Source organism: Streptomyces sp. NPDC091209 (genome assembly GCF_044757755.1).
Lineage (GTDB): Bacteria > Actinomycetota > Actinomycetes > Streptomycetales > Streptomycetaceae > Streptomyces.
In genome coordinates this window covers 1226992-1245684 of record NZ_JBIVVR010000001.1, presented here as the reverse complement: position 1 = coordinate 1245684, position 18693 = coordinate 1226992, and the positions used below count along the sequence as shown (strand labels likewise).

Here is an 18693-nt window from a genome sequence, read left to right as displayed (position 1 = left end):
CCGGCGGCCCGTACCGACGGACCCGGCCCGGAAACGCTGGGCCGCCCCGCCCCGCCCCGGAGCCTCAGCCGAAGTCCCACGTCACCACCGTGCACGTCCCGTCGTCCTTGCCACCCGCGCTGCGGTACGTGGCAAGGGCGACGTCGTTCCCGGTGTCCACCCCCACCCACATTCCGTAGCAGCCGCGTTCCCGGGCCAGGGCGGCGAGTTCGTGGATCAGCGCCCGCCCGGTGCCGCGCCGCCGGAACGGCTCGGCCACCGCCAGCTCGTACAGGAACATCTCGGCGCCCTTGTCGGGGTGGACCGTCTCGACCCCGCTGATGAAGCCGACCGGGACCTCGCCCTCGTAGGCCAGGTACAGATGATGGCCCTGGGTGTCCAGGAACCGCCGGGCCCACTCGGGACGCACGGGATGGTCGAAGAGGTACTCGGCGGCGGTCAGTTCCCCGACGGTGGCGGCGCGGCGCATCTCCATGACGCGTTCGTACCACGGACGCGGTACACGCGACCCGTGCCGTACTCCCGTGGGAGGGGTGCGGGTTCACCCCGGCGGCTGCCCCGCTTGTCGGTGGGCACCCGTACCGTTGAGGCATGGATCTTCGACTGCCCCGGCCGCGCGGGCCGCGACGGGGGCAACTCCCCGCTCGCACGACGGCGCGAGCCCGCGGGAGATGGGCGGCCGCCGCCGCGGCCGTCGTGCTGCTCGCCGGCGCGGGCACCTGGACGGCCGTCGCGTCGGACGACGCGCCCGCCGTGCACCGCGCCGACCGCGTCATGGCCATGGACGGCGGAGTGCGCATCGACACCTCGTACTTCACCGCCGGCCCCTCCACCGAGCGCCGCCCCGCCGTCCTCCTCGCGCACGGCTTCGGCGGCAGCAAGGCGGACGTACGCGACGAGGCGGAGAAGCTCGCCCGCGACGGATACGCGGTGCTGACCTGGTCGGCCCGCGGCTTCGGCAGGTCCACCGGGAAGATCGGGCTGAACGACCCCAAGGGCGAGGTCGCCGACGTCTCCCGGCTCATCGACTGGCTCGCCCGGCGGCCCGAGGTCCGGCTCGACCGGAGCGGCGACCCGCGCGTGGGCGTGGCCGGCGCCTCGTACGGCGGGGCGATCTCCCTGCTGGCCGCAGCCGACGACCCGCGCGTCGACGCCATCGCCCCGTCGATCACGTACTGGAACCTCGCGGACGCCCTCTTCCCGAACGGCGTGTTCAAGAAGCTCTGGGCCGGCATCTTCATCAACTCCGGCGGCGGCTGCGCCCGGTTCGAGCCCGAGCTGTGCGCGATGTACAACCGGGTCGCCGAGTCCGGGAAGCCGGACGCGGCGGCGGTGAAGCTGCTCCAGGAGCGCAGCCCCTCGGCCGTCGGCGACCGCGTCAAGGTCCCCACCCTCATCACCCAGGGCCAGTCCGACTCCCTCTTCCCGCTGGGCCAGGCCGACGCGATGGCCAAGGCGATCAAGGCCAACGGCGCGCCCGTGGACGTTGACTGGATCTCCGGCGGGCACGACGGCGGCGACATGGAGACGGACCGCGTCACCTCCCGCGTCGGCTCCTGGTTCGACCGCTATCTGAAGGACGACAAGGGCGCCGACACCGGCCCCGCCTTCCGCGTCACCCGCACCGGAGGCATCGACTCCACGGACGGCGCCGCCCTGCTGCGCGGAGCGAGCGCGGACAGCTACCCCGGACTGGACAGCGGCCGGCACACCGTCGCGCTGAGCGGCCGCGAGCAGAGCTTCCAGAACCCGGCCGGCGCCAGTCCGCCCGCCATCTCGGCCCTGCCGGGGCTCGGCGGCGCGGGCGGTCTCGCCCAGCTCTCCACCCTCGGCGTCGGGATCTCCCTCGACTTCCCCGGCCAGTACGCCCGCTTCGAGTCCGCGCCCCTCCGGGACGACCTGCGGATCACCGGCTCGCCGACCGTCACCGTGCACGTCCGGTCCAGCACCGACGACGCCGTCCTCTTCGCGAAGGTGTACGACGTCGGCCCCGGCGGCACCCAGCAGGTGCTGCCCTCCCAGCTCGTCACCCCGGTCCGCGTCGAGGGCGCGAAGAGCGGCAAGGACGTGCGCCTCACCCTTCCCGCCGTCGACCACGCGGTCCAGAAGGGCCACCGGCTGCGCCTGGTCCTCGCCTCGACGGACCTCGGCTACGCCTCCCCGGCGACCCCGGCGACGTACACCGTGGCCCTCAAGACCGCCCTCCAGGTGCCGACGGCCCCCGGAGTGAAGACCGCCGCCGCGGCGCTGCCCGCCTGGGTGTGGTGGCTGCCGCTCGCCGGCGCGCTGACCGCCCTGGCGCTGCTGCTGACCGGCCGCCGCCGTACGAGCGCCCCGGCACCCGATGCCGAGCTGGCCGAAGTCCCGCTCCAGATCACCGGCCTGAGCAAGCGCTACGCCAAGTCGGCCGACCGGTACGCGGTACGGGAGCTGTCGTTCCGCGTGGAGAAGGGCCAGGTCCTCGGCCTGCTCGGGCCGAACGGCGCGGGCAAGACGACCACCCTGCGCATGCTCATGGGCCTCATCAAGCCCGACGAGGGCGAGATCCACGTCTTCGGGCACGCGATCCGCCCCGGCGCGCCGGTCCTCTCCCGGGTCGGAGCGTTCGTCGAGGGCGCGGGCTTCCTCCCGCACCTCTCCGGCCGCGAGAACCTGGAGCTCTACTGGCTGGCCACCGGACGTCCTCCCGAGGACGCCCACCTGGAAGAGGCCCTGGAGATCGCCGGACTCGGCGAGGCGCTCGCCCGCGCGGTGCGCACCTACTCCCAGGGCATGCGCCAGCGCCTGGCCATCGCCCAGGCCATGCTGGGCCTCCCGGACCTGCTGATCCTGGACGAACCGACCAACGGCCTCGACCCGCCACAGATCCGGGAGATGCGCGAGGTGATGATCCGGTACGCCGCCGCGGGCCGCACGGTCATCGTCTCCAGCCATCTCCTCGCCGAGGTCGAACAGACCTGCACCCACCTCGTGGTCATGGACCGCGGCCGGCTCGTCCAGGCGGGCCCGGTGTCCGAGATCATCGGCTCCGGCGACACCTTGCTCATCGGCACCGGGTCCCCCGTCGACGAGCCGGTCGTCGAGAAGGTGGGCGCACTGCCGGGCGTGGTCTCGGCCGTCGCGACCGAGGACGGACTGCTGGTCCGCCTCGACGACGGCGGCAGCGCACAGCGCCTGGTCGTGGAGCTCGTCCGCCTCGAAGTACCGGTCGCGTCGGTGGGCCCCCACCGACGTCTGGAAGACGCGTTCCTGACCCTGATCGGAGGTTCCGCATGAGCACGCTCCTGGAGCGGACCGAGACGGCGGACGGGTACCGGGCGCGCCGCACCCTGCCCCTGCGCGTCGAACTCGTCCGCCAGCTCAAGCGCCGCCGCACCCTGGCGATGGGGGCGGTCCTCGCGGCCCTGCCCTTCGTCCTGCTCGTGGCGTTCGCGATCGGCGGCCGGCCCGGTGAGCGGAACGGCCGGATCACCCTGCTGGACACGGCCACCGCTTCGGGCGCCAACTTCGCCGCGGTGAACCTGTTCGTGTCGGCGGGCTTCCTCCTGGTGATCCCGGTCGCGCTGTTCTGCGGCGACACCATCGCCTCCGAGGCGAGCTGGTCCTCCCTGCGCTATCTGCTGGCGGCCCCCGTGCCCAGAGCCCGGCTGCTGTGGTCCAAGCTCACCGTCGCGCTCGCTCTCAGTCTCGCGGCGATGGTCCTGCTGCCGGTCGTTGCGCTGGCCGTCGGCACCGCCGCCTACGGCTGGGGCCCGCTGGAGATCCCCACCGGCGGAGCGCTCTCCGCGGGCACCGCCGCCCAGCGGCTGCTCGTCGTGATCGCGTACATCTTCGTGTCCCAACTGGTCACCGCCGGGCTCGCGTTCTGGCTGTCGACGAAGACGGACGCCCCGCTCGGCGCGGTCGGCGGCGCGGTCGGCCTGACCATCGTCGGCAACGTCCTGGACGCGGTCACCGCGCTCGGCCACTGGCGCGACTTCCTGCCTGCCCACTGGCAGTTCGCCTGGGCCGACGCCGTCCAGCCGACACTGGAATGGGGAGGAATGATCCAGGGCGCGGCGATTTCGGTAACGTACGCCCTCGTCCTGTTCGCCCTGGCCTTCCGCGGTTTCGGGCGCAAGGACATCGTGTCGTAGGTCTCCGGAGGGTCACCCACCGGTCTCGACGGGCCTCCGCCGTGGCCGCTTCGCAATCCTTCCGCAACGCTTCCGAGCGCTCGTCCCGGCCCCCTCGGCCGTCACAGTCACACTTGTCGGCCCACACAAGGGCCGTACGCCGAGGGGGCAAAGATGGGGATGAACCATATACGGACGTCGGCGGGCACGGGGCGCCCACGCGACGGCGCGCGGACGGCGACCCGCCGAAGGCTCGGCGGCTCGCTGCTCGCCCTGACAGCGGCGGGAGCGGTGCTGCTCACCGGCTGCGGCGCGGGCGGCGGCAACAACACCTCGGACGGCGCGGACAAGTCCGGGGGCCGCAACCTCCCGCTGCCCGCCCCCGTCCAGCCGACGGGCGGCGCGACCGGGCGCGACCAGCAGGGCGAGCAGTCGGACGCCCCCGAGGTCACGCCGTCGCCCGACTACCTCTCCACCTTCGCCCTCGACGTCGACACCGCGTCGTACGGCTACGCCCGGCGCACCCTCGCGAGCGGCGGTGTCCCCGACCCCACCACGATCCGCCCCGAGGAATTCGTCAACAGCTTCCACCAGAACTACGAACGCCCGGACGGCAACGGCTTCTCGGTCACCGTCGACGGCGCCCGCACCGACGACGGACGCTGGTCCCTCGTCCGGGTCGGCCTCGCCACCCGGGCCGCCGACAGCGAGAGCGAACGCCCGCCCGCCGCCCTCACCTTCGTCATCGACATCTCGGGCTCCATGTCCGAGCCGGGCCGACTCGACCTGGCCCAGCAGTCCCTGGACGTGATGACGGACCGGCTGCGCGACGACGACTCGGTCGCCCTGGTCACCTTCAGCGACGAGGCCGAGACCGTGCTGCCGATGACCCGGCTCGGCGACCACCGCGGCCGCGTCCACGAGGCGATCGACAGCCTGGAGCCGACCGATTCGACCAACCTCGGCGCGGGTGTGAAGACCGGGTACGCGACCGCTGTCGAGGGGCTGCGCGAAGGGGCCACCAACCGGGTCGTCCTGATCTCCGACGGTCTCGCCAACACCGGTGACACAAACGCGGACAGCATCCTCGGACAGATCTCGTCCGCCCGCCGCGAGCACGGCATCACCCTCTTCGGCGTCGGCGTCGGCAGCGACTACGGCGACGCCCTCATGGAGCGCCTGGCCGACAAGGGCGACGGCCACACGACGTACGTCTCCAACCGCGACGACGCCCTCACCGTCTTCTGCGACCAGCTTCCGCAGAACATCGACCTCACGGCACGCGACGCCAAGGCGCAGGTCGCGTTCGACCCCCAGACGGTCGAACAGTTCCGGCTGATCGGTTACGACGACCGCAAGGTCGCCGACCAGGACTTCCGCAACGACCGGGTGGACGGCGGCGAGGTGGGTCCCGGCCACACGGTCACCGCGCTCTACGCCGTGCGCACCCGCCCGGGCGCCTCCGGTCATCTGGCCACCGCGACCGTCCGCTGGCTCGACCCCGACTCCCGCGCCCCGCACGAGGAGTCCGGCAGCCTGGAGACCGGCTCCCTGTGGTCCGGTGTCTGGACCTCGCCCCCTTCCTTCCAGGTCACCGCCGCGGCCGCCTACTTCGCCGACGCGCTGCGCTCGGGCGATGCCCGCTGGAGCTCGCTGCCCGGCGCGCTCCCGCTTACTGAACTCGCCTCTCACACCCGCGATCTGGCGAAGGAAACGGAGGACAAGGACGTAGCGTCGCTCGCCACCGCGATCGACCAGGCCGACAGCCTGCACATCTGCCCCGGGGACTGCAGGTCGTAGCCGGTCCGCCAGCCGTCCTTCGGCCGCCGGTCCGGCGCGTGACCGGTGGCTGGGGACGGATCGTGCGTGACCCATTGAGTTTCTGTTACGGGCAGGGGCCCAGGGCCCGGCCTGTACGCGGCCTGGGCGCTGTACGACCTGCTGGTCTACTGCCGCATCCGCAGGGAACTCGGCGGCCGAGCCCACTACGCCATCAGCGGCGGCTCCCCGCTCGACCGCGACCTCAACCTCTTCTTCTACGCCGCCGGAATCATCGTCTACGAGGGCTACGGCCTGACCGAGACGACCGCCGCCGCCACCGTCGTCCCGCCGCTCGGACCCCGCCCCGGAACGGTCGGCCTGCCGATCCCGGGCACCGCCGTCCGGATCGCCGACGACGGAGAGGTACTGATCGAGGGGGGTGTCGTCTTCGACGCCTACTGGAACAACCCGGCGGCGACCGACGCCGTGCTGACCGAGGACTGGTTCGCCACCGGCGATCTCGGCGCGCTGGACCGGGACGGCTACCTCACGATCACCGGCCGCAAGAAGGACATCCTCATCACCACGGGCGGCAAGAACGTCTCGCCCGCCGTCCTGGAGGACCGGCTGCGCGGCCGCGCGCCCGTCGGACAGTGTCTCGTCGTCGGCGACAACCGCCCGTTCGTCGCGGCCCTGATCACCCTCGACGCCGGGGCGGTCGCCCACTGGCTCGCCGTCCGCGGACTCCCCGCGGACACCGCGCCGTCGGACATCGTCCGCGACCCGCGGATACGCGCGGAGGTCCAGAAGGCCGTGGACCACGCCAACGAAGCGGTCTCCCGGGCCGAGTCCATTCGCGCGTTCGCCCTGGTGGAAGGCGAGTTCACCGAGGACAACGGCCTGCTCACCCCGTCACTGAAGGTACGACGGCACGCGGTGACGGCGGTGTACGCGGCCGAGATCGGCGCGCTGTACGGGAGTTGAGGAAACCCCGCACCGGACGCCGGGGTCGGCCCCGCACCGGACGGCGGGGAAGTCCCGGCGGCGGACGGAAGGGGATTCCGGCGCCGGACACGGGAACAGCGGGCCGCTCCGAGGAGCGACCCGCTGTCCGTGATGCCGATGAGGGTCAGCTGTGGTCGGCGCCGTTGCCCGACAGGACCGGGATGTTGTCCAGGACGTGCGAGAGCGGCTCGTCGCCCTTGGCCTGGGTGGAGTTCTCGGTGCACTGCTGGTTCTGCGGGGAGGACAGGACCGGCACGTCCTGGACGGCGACCGGGATCACACCGATGAGCGATCCGACGTTGGCCTTGGCCGGCAGGCCGACGCAGGGCTTGTTCAGGGAACCCTGGATGAGCGCCATCTGCGGGCTCATGCTGCCGTAGGTGGCCTGGTTGCCGTAGATCTGCGAGGCGGCGTTTCCGTTGGAGGTGGTGACACCCCCGTCGTTGCCGATGGCCAGCGCCTGGGGGGCGACGGCAGCCGAGGCTCCGACGACGGAAGCGGCGATCGCCGCAGCAGTCATGACCTTCTTGATCACTTGCTGATCCCTTCTGGAGAAACCCCGTCCACCGGAGCGACCTGGACAACTGACCCTGGGCGCCATGGTTGCTGCGATTCACCCCAACGGTCCCTATGGGATGGTGTGATGGTCGAGTCCTCGGGCCAGAGGTTCCATGAATTCGGGCGGGTCGAACAGCTCGATCAGGTGATGTCACGCAACCAATCCCGCCGGCCCCGGTTGATGGGGAGCAGGAATATGTGGGACAGGCAGGAAAGGAACCCGGAGAAATGCTCAAGAAGGCAATGGCCGTGGCGGCTGTCGCGGCTTCCGTCGGCGGTGTCTCGGCGGCGGCCGCCCCGCAGGCGCTGGCCATCGGCAACGACAACGGCGTCACCACGGCGAACGGGAACGGTGCCGAGCAGGCGTACGGCAACGCGCTGACCGAGGGCGACATGAGCCCTCAGCTCTCGGCGGTCCAGGGCTCGCTCAACAAGCCCTGCATCGGCCTGCCGGCCAAGGCCAACGTCGGACCGCTCCTCGGCGGCGTCCCGATCGCCGTCCAGGACGTGCAGGTTCTGTCCGCGCCGCAGAACCAGCAGTGCACCGAGAACTCCACCCAGGCCAAGGGCGACGAGCCGCTCTCGCACATCGCCGACAACATCCCGGTCCTGTCGGGCAACGGCGCCGGCCACAGCTGAGCCTCCGCTCGGGCCCGGGCCGCACGTCGCGTTCAGGCGACGGCCCGGGCCCCGACGCGTGTTCTCGTCGTATGAATGAATTCCATTTCTGTCGAGTTGACATCGCCGCCCGGGCGAAACGCTTCTTCTTCGGAAGGAGTGTTTCGCCTGTTGTGAAGCTTCCGTGCCGATTCCACGCAGGGCGATTCGAGTGAATCCCCAATTGGCGTACGTTCCACAGTTTCTTCGGCCGCCCGTCCCTCGTTGACGGTCTGCGGGTCATGGTGCGAGCCAATCAAGTTCTGCTCGCTCGGTTTCTACCGACAAAGGGGCATGACCCAGAGAAGGGAAAGCACGTGAAGCACAAGAAGAGCGCTGCTGTCGTCGCCGGCGCGATCATGGCTCTGGGCATGGCCGCCCCGGCCTTCGCGGACGCGGGTGCCGAGGGTGCCGCCGCCCACTCTCCCGGCGTCCTCTCCGGCAACGTGATCCAGGTCCCGATCCACATCCCCGTCAACGTGTGCGGCGACTCGATCAACGTGATCGCCCTGTTGAACCCGGCGATCGCCAACCACTGCGCCAACCACTGAGTTTCGGCACTTCAGCCGCCTCCGGCTGTGCCACGGCCGGCCTTGGACCGCCTCTCGGTCCCGAGGCCGGCTTCCTCACTTCTACCAGCAGGAAGACAACAAGAGTGCGACAGAACCTGAGTAGGGGAGTGGTCCTGGCCGCGGCTGCGACGGGCATCATGTCCCTGTACGCCAGTCCGGCCTTCGCGGACTCGACCGCGACCGCGACCGCTTCGGACTCGCCCGGTGTGGTGTCCGGAAACAACATCCAGGTGCCGGTGAACGTGCCGGTGAACCTCTGCGGCAACACGGTCGACATCGTCGCCGCCCTCAACCCGGCGTTCGGCAACTCCTGCGCCAATGGCTCGGGTTCGCACGGCCGGCACGTAGCGCCGCACAACCTCGCCCAGCACGACGCCAGTTCCGCACACGGCTCGGACCGGGCCCCGGGCCACAGCGGCGCCGCCCACTCGGGAGGTGGTTACGGCGGCTACAGCGGTGAACACGGCGGCTACGACGACCACTCCGGCGGCGGCTACGGAGGCTCGGAACACGGCCACTCCGGATACGGGGACTCAGGTGACCGCCACTCCGGTCACGGAGGTCCGGCGTACGACAACTCGGGTGCCCACCAAGGCGGTTGGAGCGGCTCCTCGTCGTACGGCGAGACGCAGGGCTCGCCCGGTCTCCTGTCGGGCGACCAGATCGCGGTTCCGGTGGACATCCCGGTCGAGCTCTGCGGCAACAGCGTGGACGTGATCGGTCTGCTGAACTCTGTGTCCGGCAACGAATGCGGTCATCACCACGCGCCGGACCGTCACCCGACGACCCCGCACCAAGCCACTCCGCCGTCGACCACACCGCACAACCCCCCGCGGACGGTCCACGAGCATCCGCCGACCCGGACCCCGCACACGCCTGTCGTGTACACCCCGCATGCGGCGCTGGCGGAGACCGGCAGTGAGGGACTCCTCGCCACCACGGCGGCCAGTGCCGCCCTGCTGGCGGGCGGCACCGTGCTGTACCGGCGCAACCGGGCCGCGTACCGTCGGTGACGCTCCGCTCCCGGTGCCGGTCGCGTCCCCGCGCCCGGCACCCGGAGCGGTCCGATCCGCGGCGGGTGCGCATCCCTGTTGCGCCGCCGGCGTCAGGGGCCGGCGCCGGGAACCAGGTCCGATCCCCGCCGACGGCCTTCGCCGGGTGCCGGAATCCGTCCCGCCGCCCGGCCCCGTGCGCAGCCGTCGCCGTAAGCCGCGCACGAGCGTGTCCGCCGTGAAGCCGGCGCCGTGCACGCAGCGCATGGCCGGGCCGAAGACGGAGGCGGTGACCAGGCCCGCCATGAAGAGACCCCCGGTGGCCGAGTGCCTCGATGAGCCGTTCGGCGATGGGCTGGAGCTGCGGGTCCGGCGTCCAGCGGCCGACCCTGTTAGGCCCGCGTCGCGCGGCCGGGCGCGGTGCTTGCGGCCCGCGCCACCGCCGTGTGTCGCGCCGGACCGGTCGACGCATCCGTGGAAGATCCAGTCACGGTCGGGCCCCGGCGGCAGGAACGTCTGGAGCAGCAGCCGGTTGCCCGCCTCCGCGGTGCGCGGATAAAGGGCCTGTGCCTCCCGCGCCGAGCGGACCACCACCGTGCCGCGCAGCCCCTGTCCGGCCGGGATCAGCCAGGGGCGGCTCCACTTGGCCACCAGCGGCAGCCCCAGTTGCCAGGCCGCCGAGGCCGCCTGTGCCGGGCTCGGCGGCATCAGGGTCAACCGGTGCGGATCGCCGACGCTCGCGCACACGGTGACCAGTTCGGCCTTCTCGGCCACGCTTTCGGTGAGCGTGCCGGACTGCCGCGGCAGCCGGCACCCGGCGGCGGGCTCCTCGCTCGGACGGCTCAGGGCGAGGGCGCTCGCGTCATCCATCGGGACCAGTACGGCGGGTCGGGAGACCCGGGCGGCCACTCGGCGCAATACCGCGGCGATGTCCGCGACGGACGAACCGGGCGGCGGTGGGGGGGTGCGTCGCCCACCCAAAACGCGATCTGCGGACGGGACTTCCCGCGGTATCGGCGACGAGGTGCACTTCCACACCGGCCCGGCCGAGTGAACGTACGGCTCCCAGCGTTCCGTGCTGAAAGGGATTCCGGTCGATGCGCAGCAGCACGGCGGGGACCCGGTTGCCGAGATTCGGCACGGGTTTTTCCTTCGGATCGGCGACGGATCGGCGACGGGTCGGCGAAGGGTCGGCGACGGGAACGGGATCGGCGCCGGGACCTGAATGGGGATCAGGATCCGGATCTGAAAGGGGATCGGCGTCGGGATCGGCTTCGGATCGGCATCGAGAACAGGGTCGGGAGGAATGGGGACGGGTGCGGCGACCGGGCGGTCACCCGTGCGAGTGATCATCGGGAGTGGAGGCCGGAACCTCGGTTGGCTGAATTGGTATTCATATGACTGAGTGTCAGTAATCGGAAAGGGAAATCCGAGGAATAAGAGGGAGAGAGGAGCAGGCATGGCCCCACAGCAGCAACGGCCCCGGAGCGGAAGGCTGGCGTTCATCGCGGCCGGCATCGTCACGTCGGTGGCCCTTGTGTCCGGTCCGGCATACGCCGTGGGCGTCGGGGCGGCGCGGGTCGGTGACCCGCCGGCTCCGACACCCACGGTGGCGACACCGCCCGCGAACCCCTCGACCGCCGACGGCGTTCCGGGCCCGGGCCCGAGCCCGCTGTCGGTGTCGGCGTCCGCTGCGGCGTCCACCGGGCCGACCGCGACCGCCGCCGTACCGGCGCCCCCCGGCGCGACCGGCGCGACCGGCGCGAGGTCCGCGCCGCCCGTCAGGCGGGCCCCCGCCGAGCCGCCCCCCTTCGGCGCCTACCTCGACTCCGGCGCCGGGGGCATCGCCCGTATCGAGCAGCTCAGCCAGTGGTTGGGCGGCACCGAACTGCGGGTCGGGCACACGTATCTGCCCGGCGACCGCTGGAGCGACATCGAGGGCGCGCCCGGGTTCCTGGAGGCCTGGGCGGACTGGCGCCGCCGACGGGACGACCGGATGCTCGTCCTCAACGTGCCGATGATGGAGCACAACGAGGAAGGGTTCTCCGACGGCCAGGTCCGTCGGCTGCTGCGCGAGGCCGAGTCCGGGGCCTTCGACCACCATTTCCGCGCGCTCGCCGAGCGGCTCGTCGAGCTGAAGGTGCCCGACACCGTCATCGTGCTCGGCTGGGAAATGAACGGCATCACGTACACCCATCGCTGTGGTCCCGACCCGGAGGCCTGGAAGAAGTACTGGAACAGAATCGTCACCGCCATGCGGGCGGTGCCGGGACAGAGGTTCCGGTTCGATTTCACCCCGAGCCGCGGCCGGGACGGCATTCCCTGGACCCAGTGCTATCCGGGGGACGACACGGTCGACATCATCGGCATGGATTCGTACGACCAGCCGTCGGGGCTCTCGTTCGACGAACAGGTGAAGGAGCCGTACGGGCTTCAGGAACAGGTGGACTTCGCCAAGGCCCACGGCAAGTCCATTTCCTATCCCGAGTGGGGTCTGTTCCACAACGGCGACAACGCGGCGTACATGAAGGGCATGCTCGCGTGGATCGACGAGCACAAGCCGGTGTACAACACGCTCACCGACTACTGCCCGCACGGCGTGTGGCAGTGCGAGGACAATCCACGCGCGGCGCAGGCGTACCGCGCCGCGCTGTCCCACTTCACCGATCCGGAGACGACGGATCCGACGACTACGGATCCGACGACTACGGATCCGGAGACGGCAGATCCGATGACGACGGATCCGACGACGACCGATCCGATGACTACGGATCCGGAGACGGCAGATCCGATGACGACGGATCCGATGACGACGGACCCGATGACGACGGACCCGGCGACGACCGATCCGACGACTACGGACCCGGCACCGGACGCGACGCCGACATCCGACCCGGTTTCGACACCGACACCCGAGCCGACGCCGACGCCCAAGCCGGTCTCGACCCCGACGTCGACGCCGAAGCCTGCCTCGACGCCCAAGCCGACCCCGACCCCGACATCCGAGCCGGTCTCGACCCCGACCCCGACTCCGACCCCGGCCAAGACCCCGAAGCCCAAGCCGACGCCGACTCCGGCATCCGAGCCGGTTTCGACCCCGACCCCGGCCAAGCCCCCGACGCACAAGCCGGTTTCGACGCCGACCCCGAAGCCCGAGCCGGCCTCCACGCCGATTCCGGTGCCCGAACCGGCCTCGAATCCGACGCCCGAGCCGACCCCGGCCAAGACCCCGAAGCCCGAGCCGGCTCCGACACCGCCCCCGGCACGGGAGCCGGTCCCGGATGTGACCCCGGACCCTGCCCCTGACCCGCACACGTCCCCGGCCACCTGTTCGTCGCTGGAACTCGGTGACTGGGTGGAGCACTGGATCGGCGGGAAGGTGTGCGTGAACCTCGACTGGTGGTCACGCGACTGGTGGTCGGGCGACTGGTGACACCCGGGTGGCGGCGGGTCGTTCAGGGCCTGCCGCCACCGCGTTCCTTCCATTTCCGCAGCAACTCCTTGCCCCGTCGGCGCGCGGCGACGTCGCAGACGACCGCCGACATCAGCGGCGCCGTACGCCGACGGGCCAGAAGCAGCCGCTGGTTGACGACGGGATCCGGGCGCCAGTGGTGCTTGTAGGGCTCGTCGCCGCGCAGCAGACTCAGCGTCCCGCGGCCGCCGCCCTCCGTGTGCCGGGAGCAGGCGTCGAGCAGTATCACCGCCACGTCCGCCTTGCGTTCCCGCAGTTGCGGATGCGCGCCGTACAGATATCCGCCCGCCAGACGCGACGACAGCAGGGTGAGGTCCACGGCCATCACGGTGTCGTCGAGCCGGAACTCGGTGACCACCGCGTCCCCGGACCGCACCATCGGGCCCACCGAGCGGACCAGATGCTCCGCGAACCGCTCATGGAGGTGCTCGGACGTCACCTTCCGGCCCTCCCACTGCAGCCGGTGCAGGGCGAGCAGCCGGCCGAGGGCCGCGTCCACCTCCTCGTGGGTCACCATCCGCCGCTCGACCCCGAGCGCGGTGAGTTTGCGCAGCTTGGCCCGGACACGCTGCGCCTTGGCCGAGGGGAGGCGCTCCAGCAGCTCGTCCATCGAGGCGGCGGGCAGTTCCAGGCACAGGGAGTCCCGCAGCCGGCGGCGCGGCCCTTGCCATTGCTCGTAGATCCGCTCCACCGCGCCGCCGGGGCGGACCTCGCGGAAGTCGATCAGCGCGGTGCGGGCCGCGGCCGACAGTCCCTCGGTGAGCGTGGCCGCCGCCCGGTCGGTGTGCTCGTCGTCGAGGAGCACGTCCGCGTAGTCGGAGATCGCCCCGCCGAGCGGCACGAGCGTCGGCTGCGGGCCGCGGGCCCGCATCAGGGGCGCGACCGCGAGCAGTTCATCGCCCTCGCGCACGACCACCAGACGCAGTCGCCCCGGCGTTCCGTACGACAGCCACCAGGAGTGCAGCCAGGCGTGGCTCTGGAAGGCGGTGGCGGCGCCGCACCGGCGGTAGAGGCGCCCCCAGGCCGCCGCCAGTTCGGCGAACTCCCGCTCTTCGGTGACGATTTCGGCTCGTGCGGTGCTGCGTGCACCGGCCTGGAGCGTCCCGCTCACAGCTGGCCGTGCACATCGGCGGCGGTGGCCGGGTTCGGTACCGAGGCCGGGCGGGCGGTGTCGGTGGACCGCCGGGGCCGGACCAGCAGCACGAGCCCGCCGAGCAGCCCGCCCGCGCTCGCGCCGACCAGGCCGGTCACCGTCGGGGAGGCCGAGGACGCCGAGATGGGCTTCATCGCCCGGGAGAACGAAACGAGTTGGACGTGGGTGCTCTTCTGGTTCTCGTTGGCGCGCTGGGTCAGGGAGCGGGCGACGGCGTTGGCCATGTCGGCGGCCCGGGCGGGCCGTGCGGAGGTGGCCGAGACGGCGACCATCGGCGCGTCCGGGGAGGTCGCCGTCCGCACGCTCGCCTCCAGGGTCTTCACCGGGACACCGGCCCACACCCGCGCGTCCCCGAGCACCGCGAGCTGGGTGGCGACCCGGCCGTACGCCTGGGCGAAGCCGAGCGCGGTCGACGGATCGCTTTTGTCCGTCGGTACGGCGATGACGTAACTCGTGGCCGTGTAGGTCGGGGTCTTCACCACGCCGTACGCGCCGCCGAGCGCGCCGCCGAGCACGGCGCCGGCCGCGAGCAGCGACCACGGCGGGATGGTCCTCGCCCGGGAAAGGGCCGAACCCGAGGGGCGGTGGCCCCTGGTGAGGTTTTCGGACATGTGGAACTCACTCCAGTCAGGTGCGCGAGACAGCGGCCGCGTACACGTCCATGAGCTGTGCGGCGCTGCGGGTGATGCAGTAGTGGTGGGCCGCCTCCGCGGCCGAGCGGGGGGCGGGACCCTCCGCGCGGACGTCGGTCAGGGCGCGGGCGAAGGAGTCCGCGCCGCCCCGGACCCGGGTGGCGCCTCGGGCCGCCTCGGGCGGCAGGTCCTCGACGGCCGGGCAGGAGACGTACAGCGCCGGCAGTCCGGCCGCGAGCGCCTCCACGACGGCGAGCCCGAACGACTCCTCGGGGCTGGCCGAGGCGAGGACGTCCATGGCCCCTATCAGGGACGGCAGATCGGCGCCGGGAAAGCCGCCGGTGGGCCGCTCGCCGGTGAACAGGACCCGGTCCGCGACCCCGGCGTCGTGCGCGGCGCGCCGCAGCACGCTCTCCTCCGCGCCGCCGCCGACCAGCAACAGCCGCCAATCCTCGGGGAGTTCGGCCAGCGCGCCGATCAGGACGTCGAACCGCTTGCCCGCCGTGAGCCGGCCGACGCCGCCGACGACGTACGCGCCCTCCGGCAGCCCGAGCCGGCGGCGGGTGCGTTCGCGCAGCACCGGGTCGAAGCGGAAGCGGGCGAGGTCGACGCCGTTCGGCACGATCTCGATGCGCGGTGCGGGCACGCCCCAGCGGCGCAGCCGTTCGGCGACCGTGGGCGAGACGGCGACGGTGGCACGGCCGAGCCGCTCGCTGGCCAGATACAGGGCGCGCACGCCCCGGCTGAGCGGGCGGCCCTCCATCTGCGAGTCGCCGAGCGAGTGCTCGGTGGCCACGACGGCCCTCACCCCGGCCAGCCGGGCGGCGAGCCTTCCGTACACGCAGGCCCGGTAGAGGTGGGTGTGCACGAGGTCGTAGCGGCCCGCGCGGATCACCTTCACCAGGCGGGGGAGCGCGCCGAGATCGCGGTTGCCGGTCATGCCGAGATGGATGACGCGCACCCCGTCGTCGGCGAGCCCGTCGGCGACCGCGCCCGGGTTGGTGAGCGTCACGACATCGCATGCGACGGGCAGGTGCCGCAGCAGGAGACGCAGTTGCTGCTCGGCGCCGCCGACGCCGAGACCGGTGATGATGTGCAGCGCCCTCATCGGCCCGCCTCGACCGGACGGCGGCGCAGCCGGTGCAGCTTGTGCTTCAGGAACAGGCGTACGGGGGTGTCGTTCTCGCCGATGTGCACGCGGGGGAGGGCGTGCGGGCCGGTCAGCGGGCCGGGGTCGATCGCGCAGCCGTAGCTGTACCCGGCCTCGCGGACGGCGGCGACGACCCGGCGGTCGATGGTCCCGTACGGATAGCAGAAGCCGTCGACGTGAGCACCGATCAACTCCGAGAGCGCTGCTCTGCTCCCCGCGACCTCGACGTGCAGCACGGCGTCGTCGGCCTTCGTCAGATCGACATGGGTGAATCCGTGCGAGCCGACCTCCATGCCCTCGGAGGCGGCGGCGACCCGGATGCCCTGCTTGCCCAGCAGCGGCTTGCGGGGGCCCAGCGGATCCCAGGCGTTGTCGCCGCCGAGCCGGCCGGGCAGCACGAAGAGGGTGGCGCCGAAGCCGTGGCGCCGCAGGAGGGGGAGAGCGGTCTCGACGAAGTCGGCGTACCCGTCGTCGAAGGTGAGGCCGACCAGGTCCTGCCCCTGGCCGCGGGCGCGGGCCGCGAGCAGGTCCGTCATGCGCACCCCGCGCAGACCGCGCCGGCGCAGCCAGCCGAGCTGCTGGTCGAGTCGGTCCGGGGAGACCGTGACGCGGTACGGGTCGTCGGAACAGTCCCCGACGGAGTGGTACATCGCCACCCAGGGCGGCGCGTCGAGGGAGCTCGTGCCGGTACGCCTGCTGCTGTCAGCGGAAACGGGCATACGGAACCCTTCGTGTGACGGAACGGAGTGCGGATGCGAACCCCTCGACCCGGAAGGCCCAGGCCAGCAGGGCGAAGACGACGGTCACGACCGTGCCGCCGACGACGAGTCCGAGCAGCGGGGAGTCCACGCGGCTCGCGCACAGGCCACCGGCCGCCGCGGCGACCAGCGCGGCCCGCAGCGGCTTGCCGATCTCGGCCACCACCTTCCGGGTGCGGATCGGCACACTGCGCGGCCCCATGCCGTACAGCAGGAGCAGGGCGCTGAGGGTGATCCCGGTCGCGTTGGCGGCGGCGATCCCGCACACCCCCCAGCGGCCGACGGCCAGCGCGCCGACCCAGCAGGTCGCGACGATCCCGGCGGTCATCGCGAACAGCGGGTACCAGGTGGGCCGCCCCGAGGAGAAGTACGAGCGCACCAGCGCGCCGACCAGGGTGTGACCCAGCAGTCCGAGGGCGTACACGCGCATGACCGCCGCCGTCGCCGCCGTGTCCTGGGCGGTGAACGCGCCCCGCTGGAAGAGCAGTTGGATGATCTGCGGGGCGCACGCGATGACCGCCGCCGTGCCGAGGAGCACCGTGCAGGAGACGAGCGTCAGATCGCGCTCCACCCGGTCGCGGGCCCGCTCGGTGTCGCCCTCGGCGATGGCCTGTGCGACCACCGGGAAGGTGACCGTGCACAGCATCAGCGAGAGCACCATCGGCATCTGGGCCACTTTCTGGGCGTAGTTCAGATGCGAGATGGCCCCGGCGGGCAGCGAGGAGGCCAGGAAGCGTTCGACGAGGACCTGGGACTGCCGGCACAGCGCGAAGAGCAGAACCGTGCCGATGAGGGTCAGATCCATCGGGCGGGCCGGCTCACCGCCCGGTGCCTCGCCCGCCGACTCCCCGCGCCGTAGCTGCCGCCAGAGCGACGGCCCCTGCGCCACCACCATGAGCGCACCGCCGACCGCGACACCGAGGGCCGCGGACCGCACGCCCCAGCGGGCGCCGAGAACGATCATCGCCGCGATGATCCCGACGTTGTACGCCACGTAGATCGCCGCCGGCGCCACGAAGCGCCGGTGCGCCCGCAGGGCCGCGCTGCAGTACCCGGCGAGCCCGAAGGAGAACACACAGGTCGCGGTCAGCCGGGTGCAGTCCACCGCGAGCCGGGGATCGGGCAGACCGGGCGCGAGCGCCTCGACCAGGTACGGCGCCCCCGCGATCAGCAGCGCCCCGACGGCCGCGAAGGCCAGCGTCAGCCGGGGCAGGGTGGCGGCGACCAGCGCGCGCACCGGGTCACCGGCCGCTCCTTGCGCACGCCGCGCCACGGCCATGCTGAACGCCGGGATCAGCACGAAGGCCAGCCCGTCCTCGATCAGCAGCGTCGCCGCGAACTCCGGCAGCGTCCACGCGACGAGGAACGCGTCCGTGTCCGACCCGGCCCCGAACAGATGCGCCAGCGCCTGATCCCGGCCGAGGCCCAGCAACGCTCCGGCGATCGAGAGGGCGACGGTGACGAGGGCGGCCTTGGCGAGAAACCGGTTGGAGGCCGCCTCGGTCTTCCCGGCTTCCTTTGGAGGATCGGGGTGCCGTACGGCGCCGGAGGCTAAGGGGGAGCGTGTGGTGGGGGTGGAGCTGGAGGTGGGGGTGGAGCTGGAGGTGGGGGTGCGGGCGGAGGCGGAGGCGGAGGTGCCGCCGGAGGTGGAGGCGGAGGTGCGGGCGCAGGGCAACGGGACGACGGACTCGACGCCGGGTCCTGTCCCCGAGAACGCCCCCCTCCCGGGGACGGCTCCCGTCCACGCCCCGGTCCCTGACTCCGTCCCCGCTCCCGCCGGTGTGCCTGTGCCCGCCCCTGCATCCGTGCTCATCGCCGTGTCCCCCGTCCTCGTGCCTGTCCTCGTGGCTGTCCTCGTGCCTGTCCCG

General features: G+C 72.1%; 13 protein-coding genes and 3 pseudogenes. 8 read left to right on the top strand and 8 right to left on the bottom strand.

Features of this window, described 5'->3' with window-relative positions; translation table 11 throughout:
• Window positions 1-64: 64 nt before the first annotated feature.
• On the bottom strand, window positions 65-475 hold the full coding sequence (locus tag ACIQRL_RS05430) for a GNAT family N-acetyltransferase (RefSeq protein WP_401327267.1): 411 nt from the start codon (window positions 473-475) through the stop codon (window positions 65-67).
• A 116-nt stretch (window positions 476-591) separates the two neighbouring features.
• On the opposite strand from ACIQRL_RS05430, the gene ACIQRL_RS05425 reads away from it, so the two are divergent.
• From ACIQRL_RS05425 to ACIQRL_RS05410, 4 genes and pseudogenes are all read left to right on the top strand, one after another.
• The gene (locus tag ACIQRL_RS05425) at window positions 592-3276 is read left to right on the top strand and encodes an alpha/beta fold hydrolase (protein ID WP_401327264.1); all 2685 of its coding nucleotides are present in this window, start codon (window positions 592-594) and stop codon (window positions 3274-3276) included.
• Complete coding sequence (locus ACIQRL_RS05420; RefSeq protein ID WP_401327262.1) at window positions 3273-4136, top strand: ABC transporter permease; 864 nt, start codon at window positions 3273-3275, stop codon at window positions 4134-4136. Before ACIQRL_RS05425 ends, ACIQRL_RS05420 begins: the two co-directional genes overlap by 4 nt.
• Before the next feature lie 153 nt (window positions 4137-4289).
• Window positions 4290-5915 (top strand): von Willebrand factor type A domain-containing protein, encoded by a 1626-nt coding sequence (locus ACIQRL_RS05415; RefSeq protein ID WP_401327261.1) that lies wholly within the window; start codon window positions 4290-4292, stop codon window positions 5913-5915.
• Between the two features lie 90 nt (window positions 5916-6005).
• A pseudogene (locus ACIQRL_RS05410) lies at window positions 6006-6860 on the top strand (AMP-dependent synthetase/ligase); the annotation flags it as partial.
• 145 nt (window positions 6861-7005) lie between these two features.
• Here the strand turns inward: ACIQRL_RS05410 and ACIQRL_RS05405 are convergent.
• Complete coding sequence (locus ACIQRL_RS05405) at window positions 7006-7416, bottom strand: rodlin (protein ID WP_401327258.1); 411 nt, start codon at window positions 7414-7416, stop codon at window positions 7006-7008.
• A gap of 251 nt (window positions 7417-7667) precedes the next feature.
• Between ACIQRL_RS05405 and ACIQRL_RS05400 the strand changes: the two genes are divergently transcribed.
• The 3 genes from ACIQRL_RS05400 to ACIQRL_RS05390 all read left to right on the top strand — a co-directional run bounded on the left by ACIQRL_RS05400 (window position 7668) and on the right by ACIQRL_RS05390 (window position 9681).
• Window positions 7668-8078, top strand: a complete 411-nt coding sequence (locus ACIQRL_RS05400; RefSeq protein WP_401327257.1) for a rodlin — start codon at window positions 7668-7670, stop codon at window positions 8076-8078.
• Between the two features lie 377 nt (window positions 8079-8455).
• Window positions 8456-8647, top strand: coding sequence for a chaplin (locus tag ACIQRL_RS05395; RefSeq protein WP_401328114.1), 192 nt, complete (start codon window positions 8456-8458; stop codon window positions 8645-8647).
• 104 nt (window positions 8648-8751) lie between these two features.
• A complete protein-coding gene (locus tag ACIQRL_RS05390) occupies window positions 8752-9681 on the top strand; it encodes a chaplin (protein WP_401327255.1) in 930 nt (309 codons plus the stop codon).
• Window positions 9682-9973: 292 nt separating this feature from the next.
• Here ACIQRL_RS05390 and ACIQRL_RS05385 read toward each other — a convergent pair.
• Window positions 9974-10801: pseudogene (locus ACIQRL_RS05385) on the bottom strand (ATP-grasp domain-containing protein); the annotation flags it as partial.
• 318 nt (window positions 10802-11119) lie between these two features.
• On the opposite strand from ACIQRL_RS05385, the pseudogene ACIQRL_RS05380 reads away from it, so the two are divergent.
• Window positions 11120-12436: pseudogene (locus ACIQRL_RS05380) on the top strand (glycosyl hydrolase); the annotation flags it as partial.
• Between the two features lie 679 nt (window positions 12437-13115).
• On the opposite strand, the gene ACIQRL_RS05375 reads toward ACIQRL_RS05380, so the two are convergent.
• Genes ACIQRL_RS05375 through murJ form a run of 5 tightly spaced genes read right to left on the bottom strand, consistent with a single transcriptional unit; the run spans window position 13116 to window position 18638 of the window.
• Window positions 13116-14243, bottom strand: a complete 1128-nt coding sequence (locus tag ACIQRL_RS05375) for a GNAT family N-acetyltransferase (protein ID WP_401327253.1) — start codon at window positions 14241-14243, stop codon at window positions 13116-13118.
• Complete coding sequence (locus ACIQRL_RS05370; RefSeq protein ID WP_401327250.1) at window positions 14240-14896, bottom strand: lipopolysaccharide biosynthesis protein; 657 nt, start codon at window positions 14894-14896, stop codon at window positions 14240-14242. The genes ACIQRL_RS05375 and ACIQRL_RS05370 overlap by 4 nt, the downstream gene beginning before the upstream one ends.
• A 16-nt stretch (window positions 14897-14912) precedes the next feature.
• Window positions 14913-16025, bottom strand: coding sequence for a glycosyltransferase (locus ACIQRL_RS05365; RefSeq protein ID WP_401327248.1), 1113 nt, complete (start codon window positions 16023-16025; stop codon window positions 14913-14915).
• Entirely contained in the window at window positions 16022-16786 is a 765-nt protein-coding gene (locus ACIQRL_RS05360; protein ID WP_401327245.1) for a polysaccharide deacetylase family protein, read from the bottom strand. The genes ACIQRL_RS05365 and ACIQRL_RS05360 overlap by 4 nt, the downstream gene beginning before the upstream one ends.
• Window positions 16770-18638: a murein biosynthesis integral membrane protein MurJ gene (gene murJ / locus ACIQRL_RS05355; RefSeq protein ID WP_401327243.1), complete on the bottom strand. Its 1869-nt coding sequence runs from the start codon at window positions 18636-18638 to the stop codon at window positions 16770-16772. The genes ACIQRL_RS05360 and murJ overlap by 17 nt, the downstream gene beginning before the upstream one ends.
• Window positions 18639-18693 lie beyond the last annotated feature (55 nt).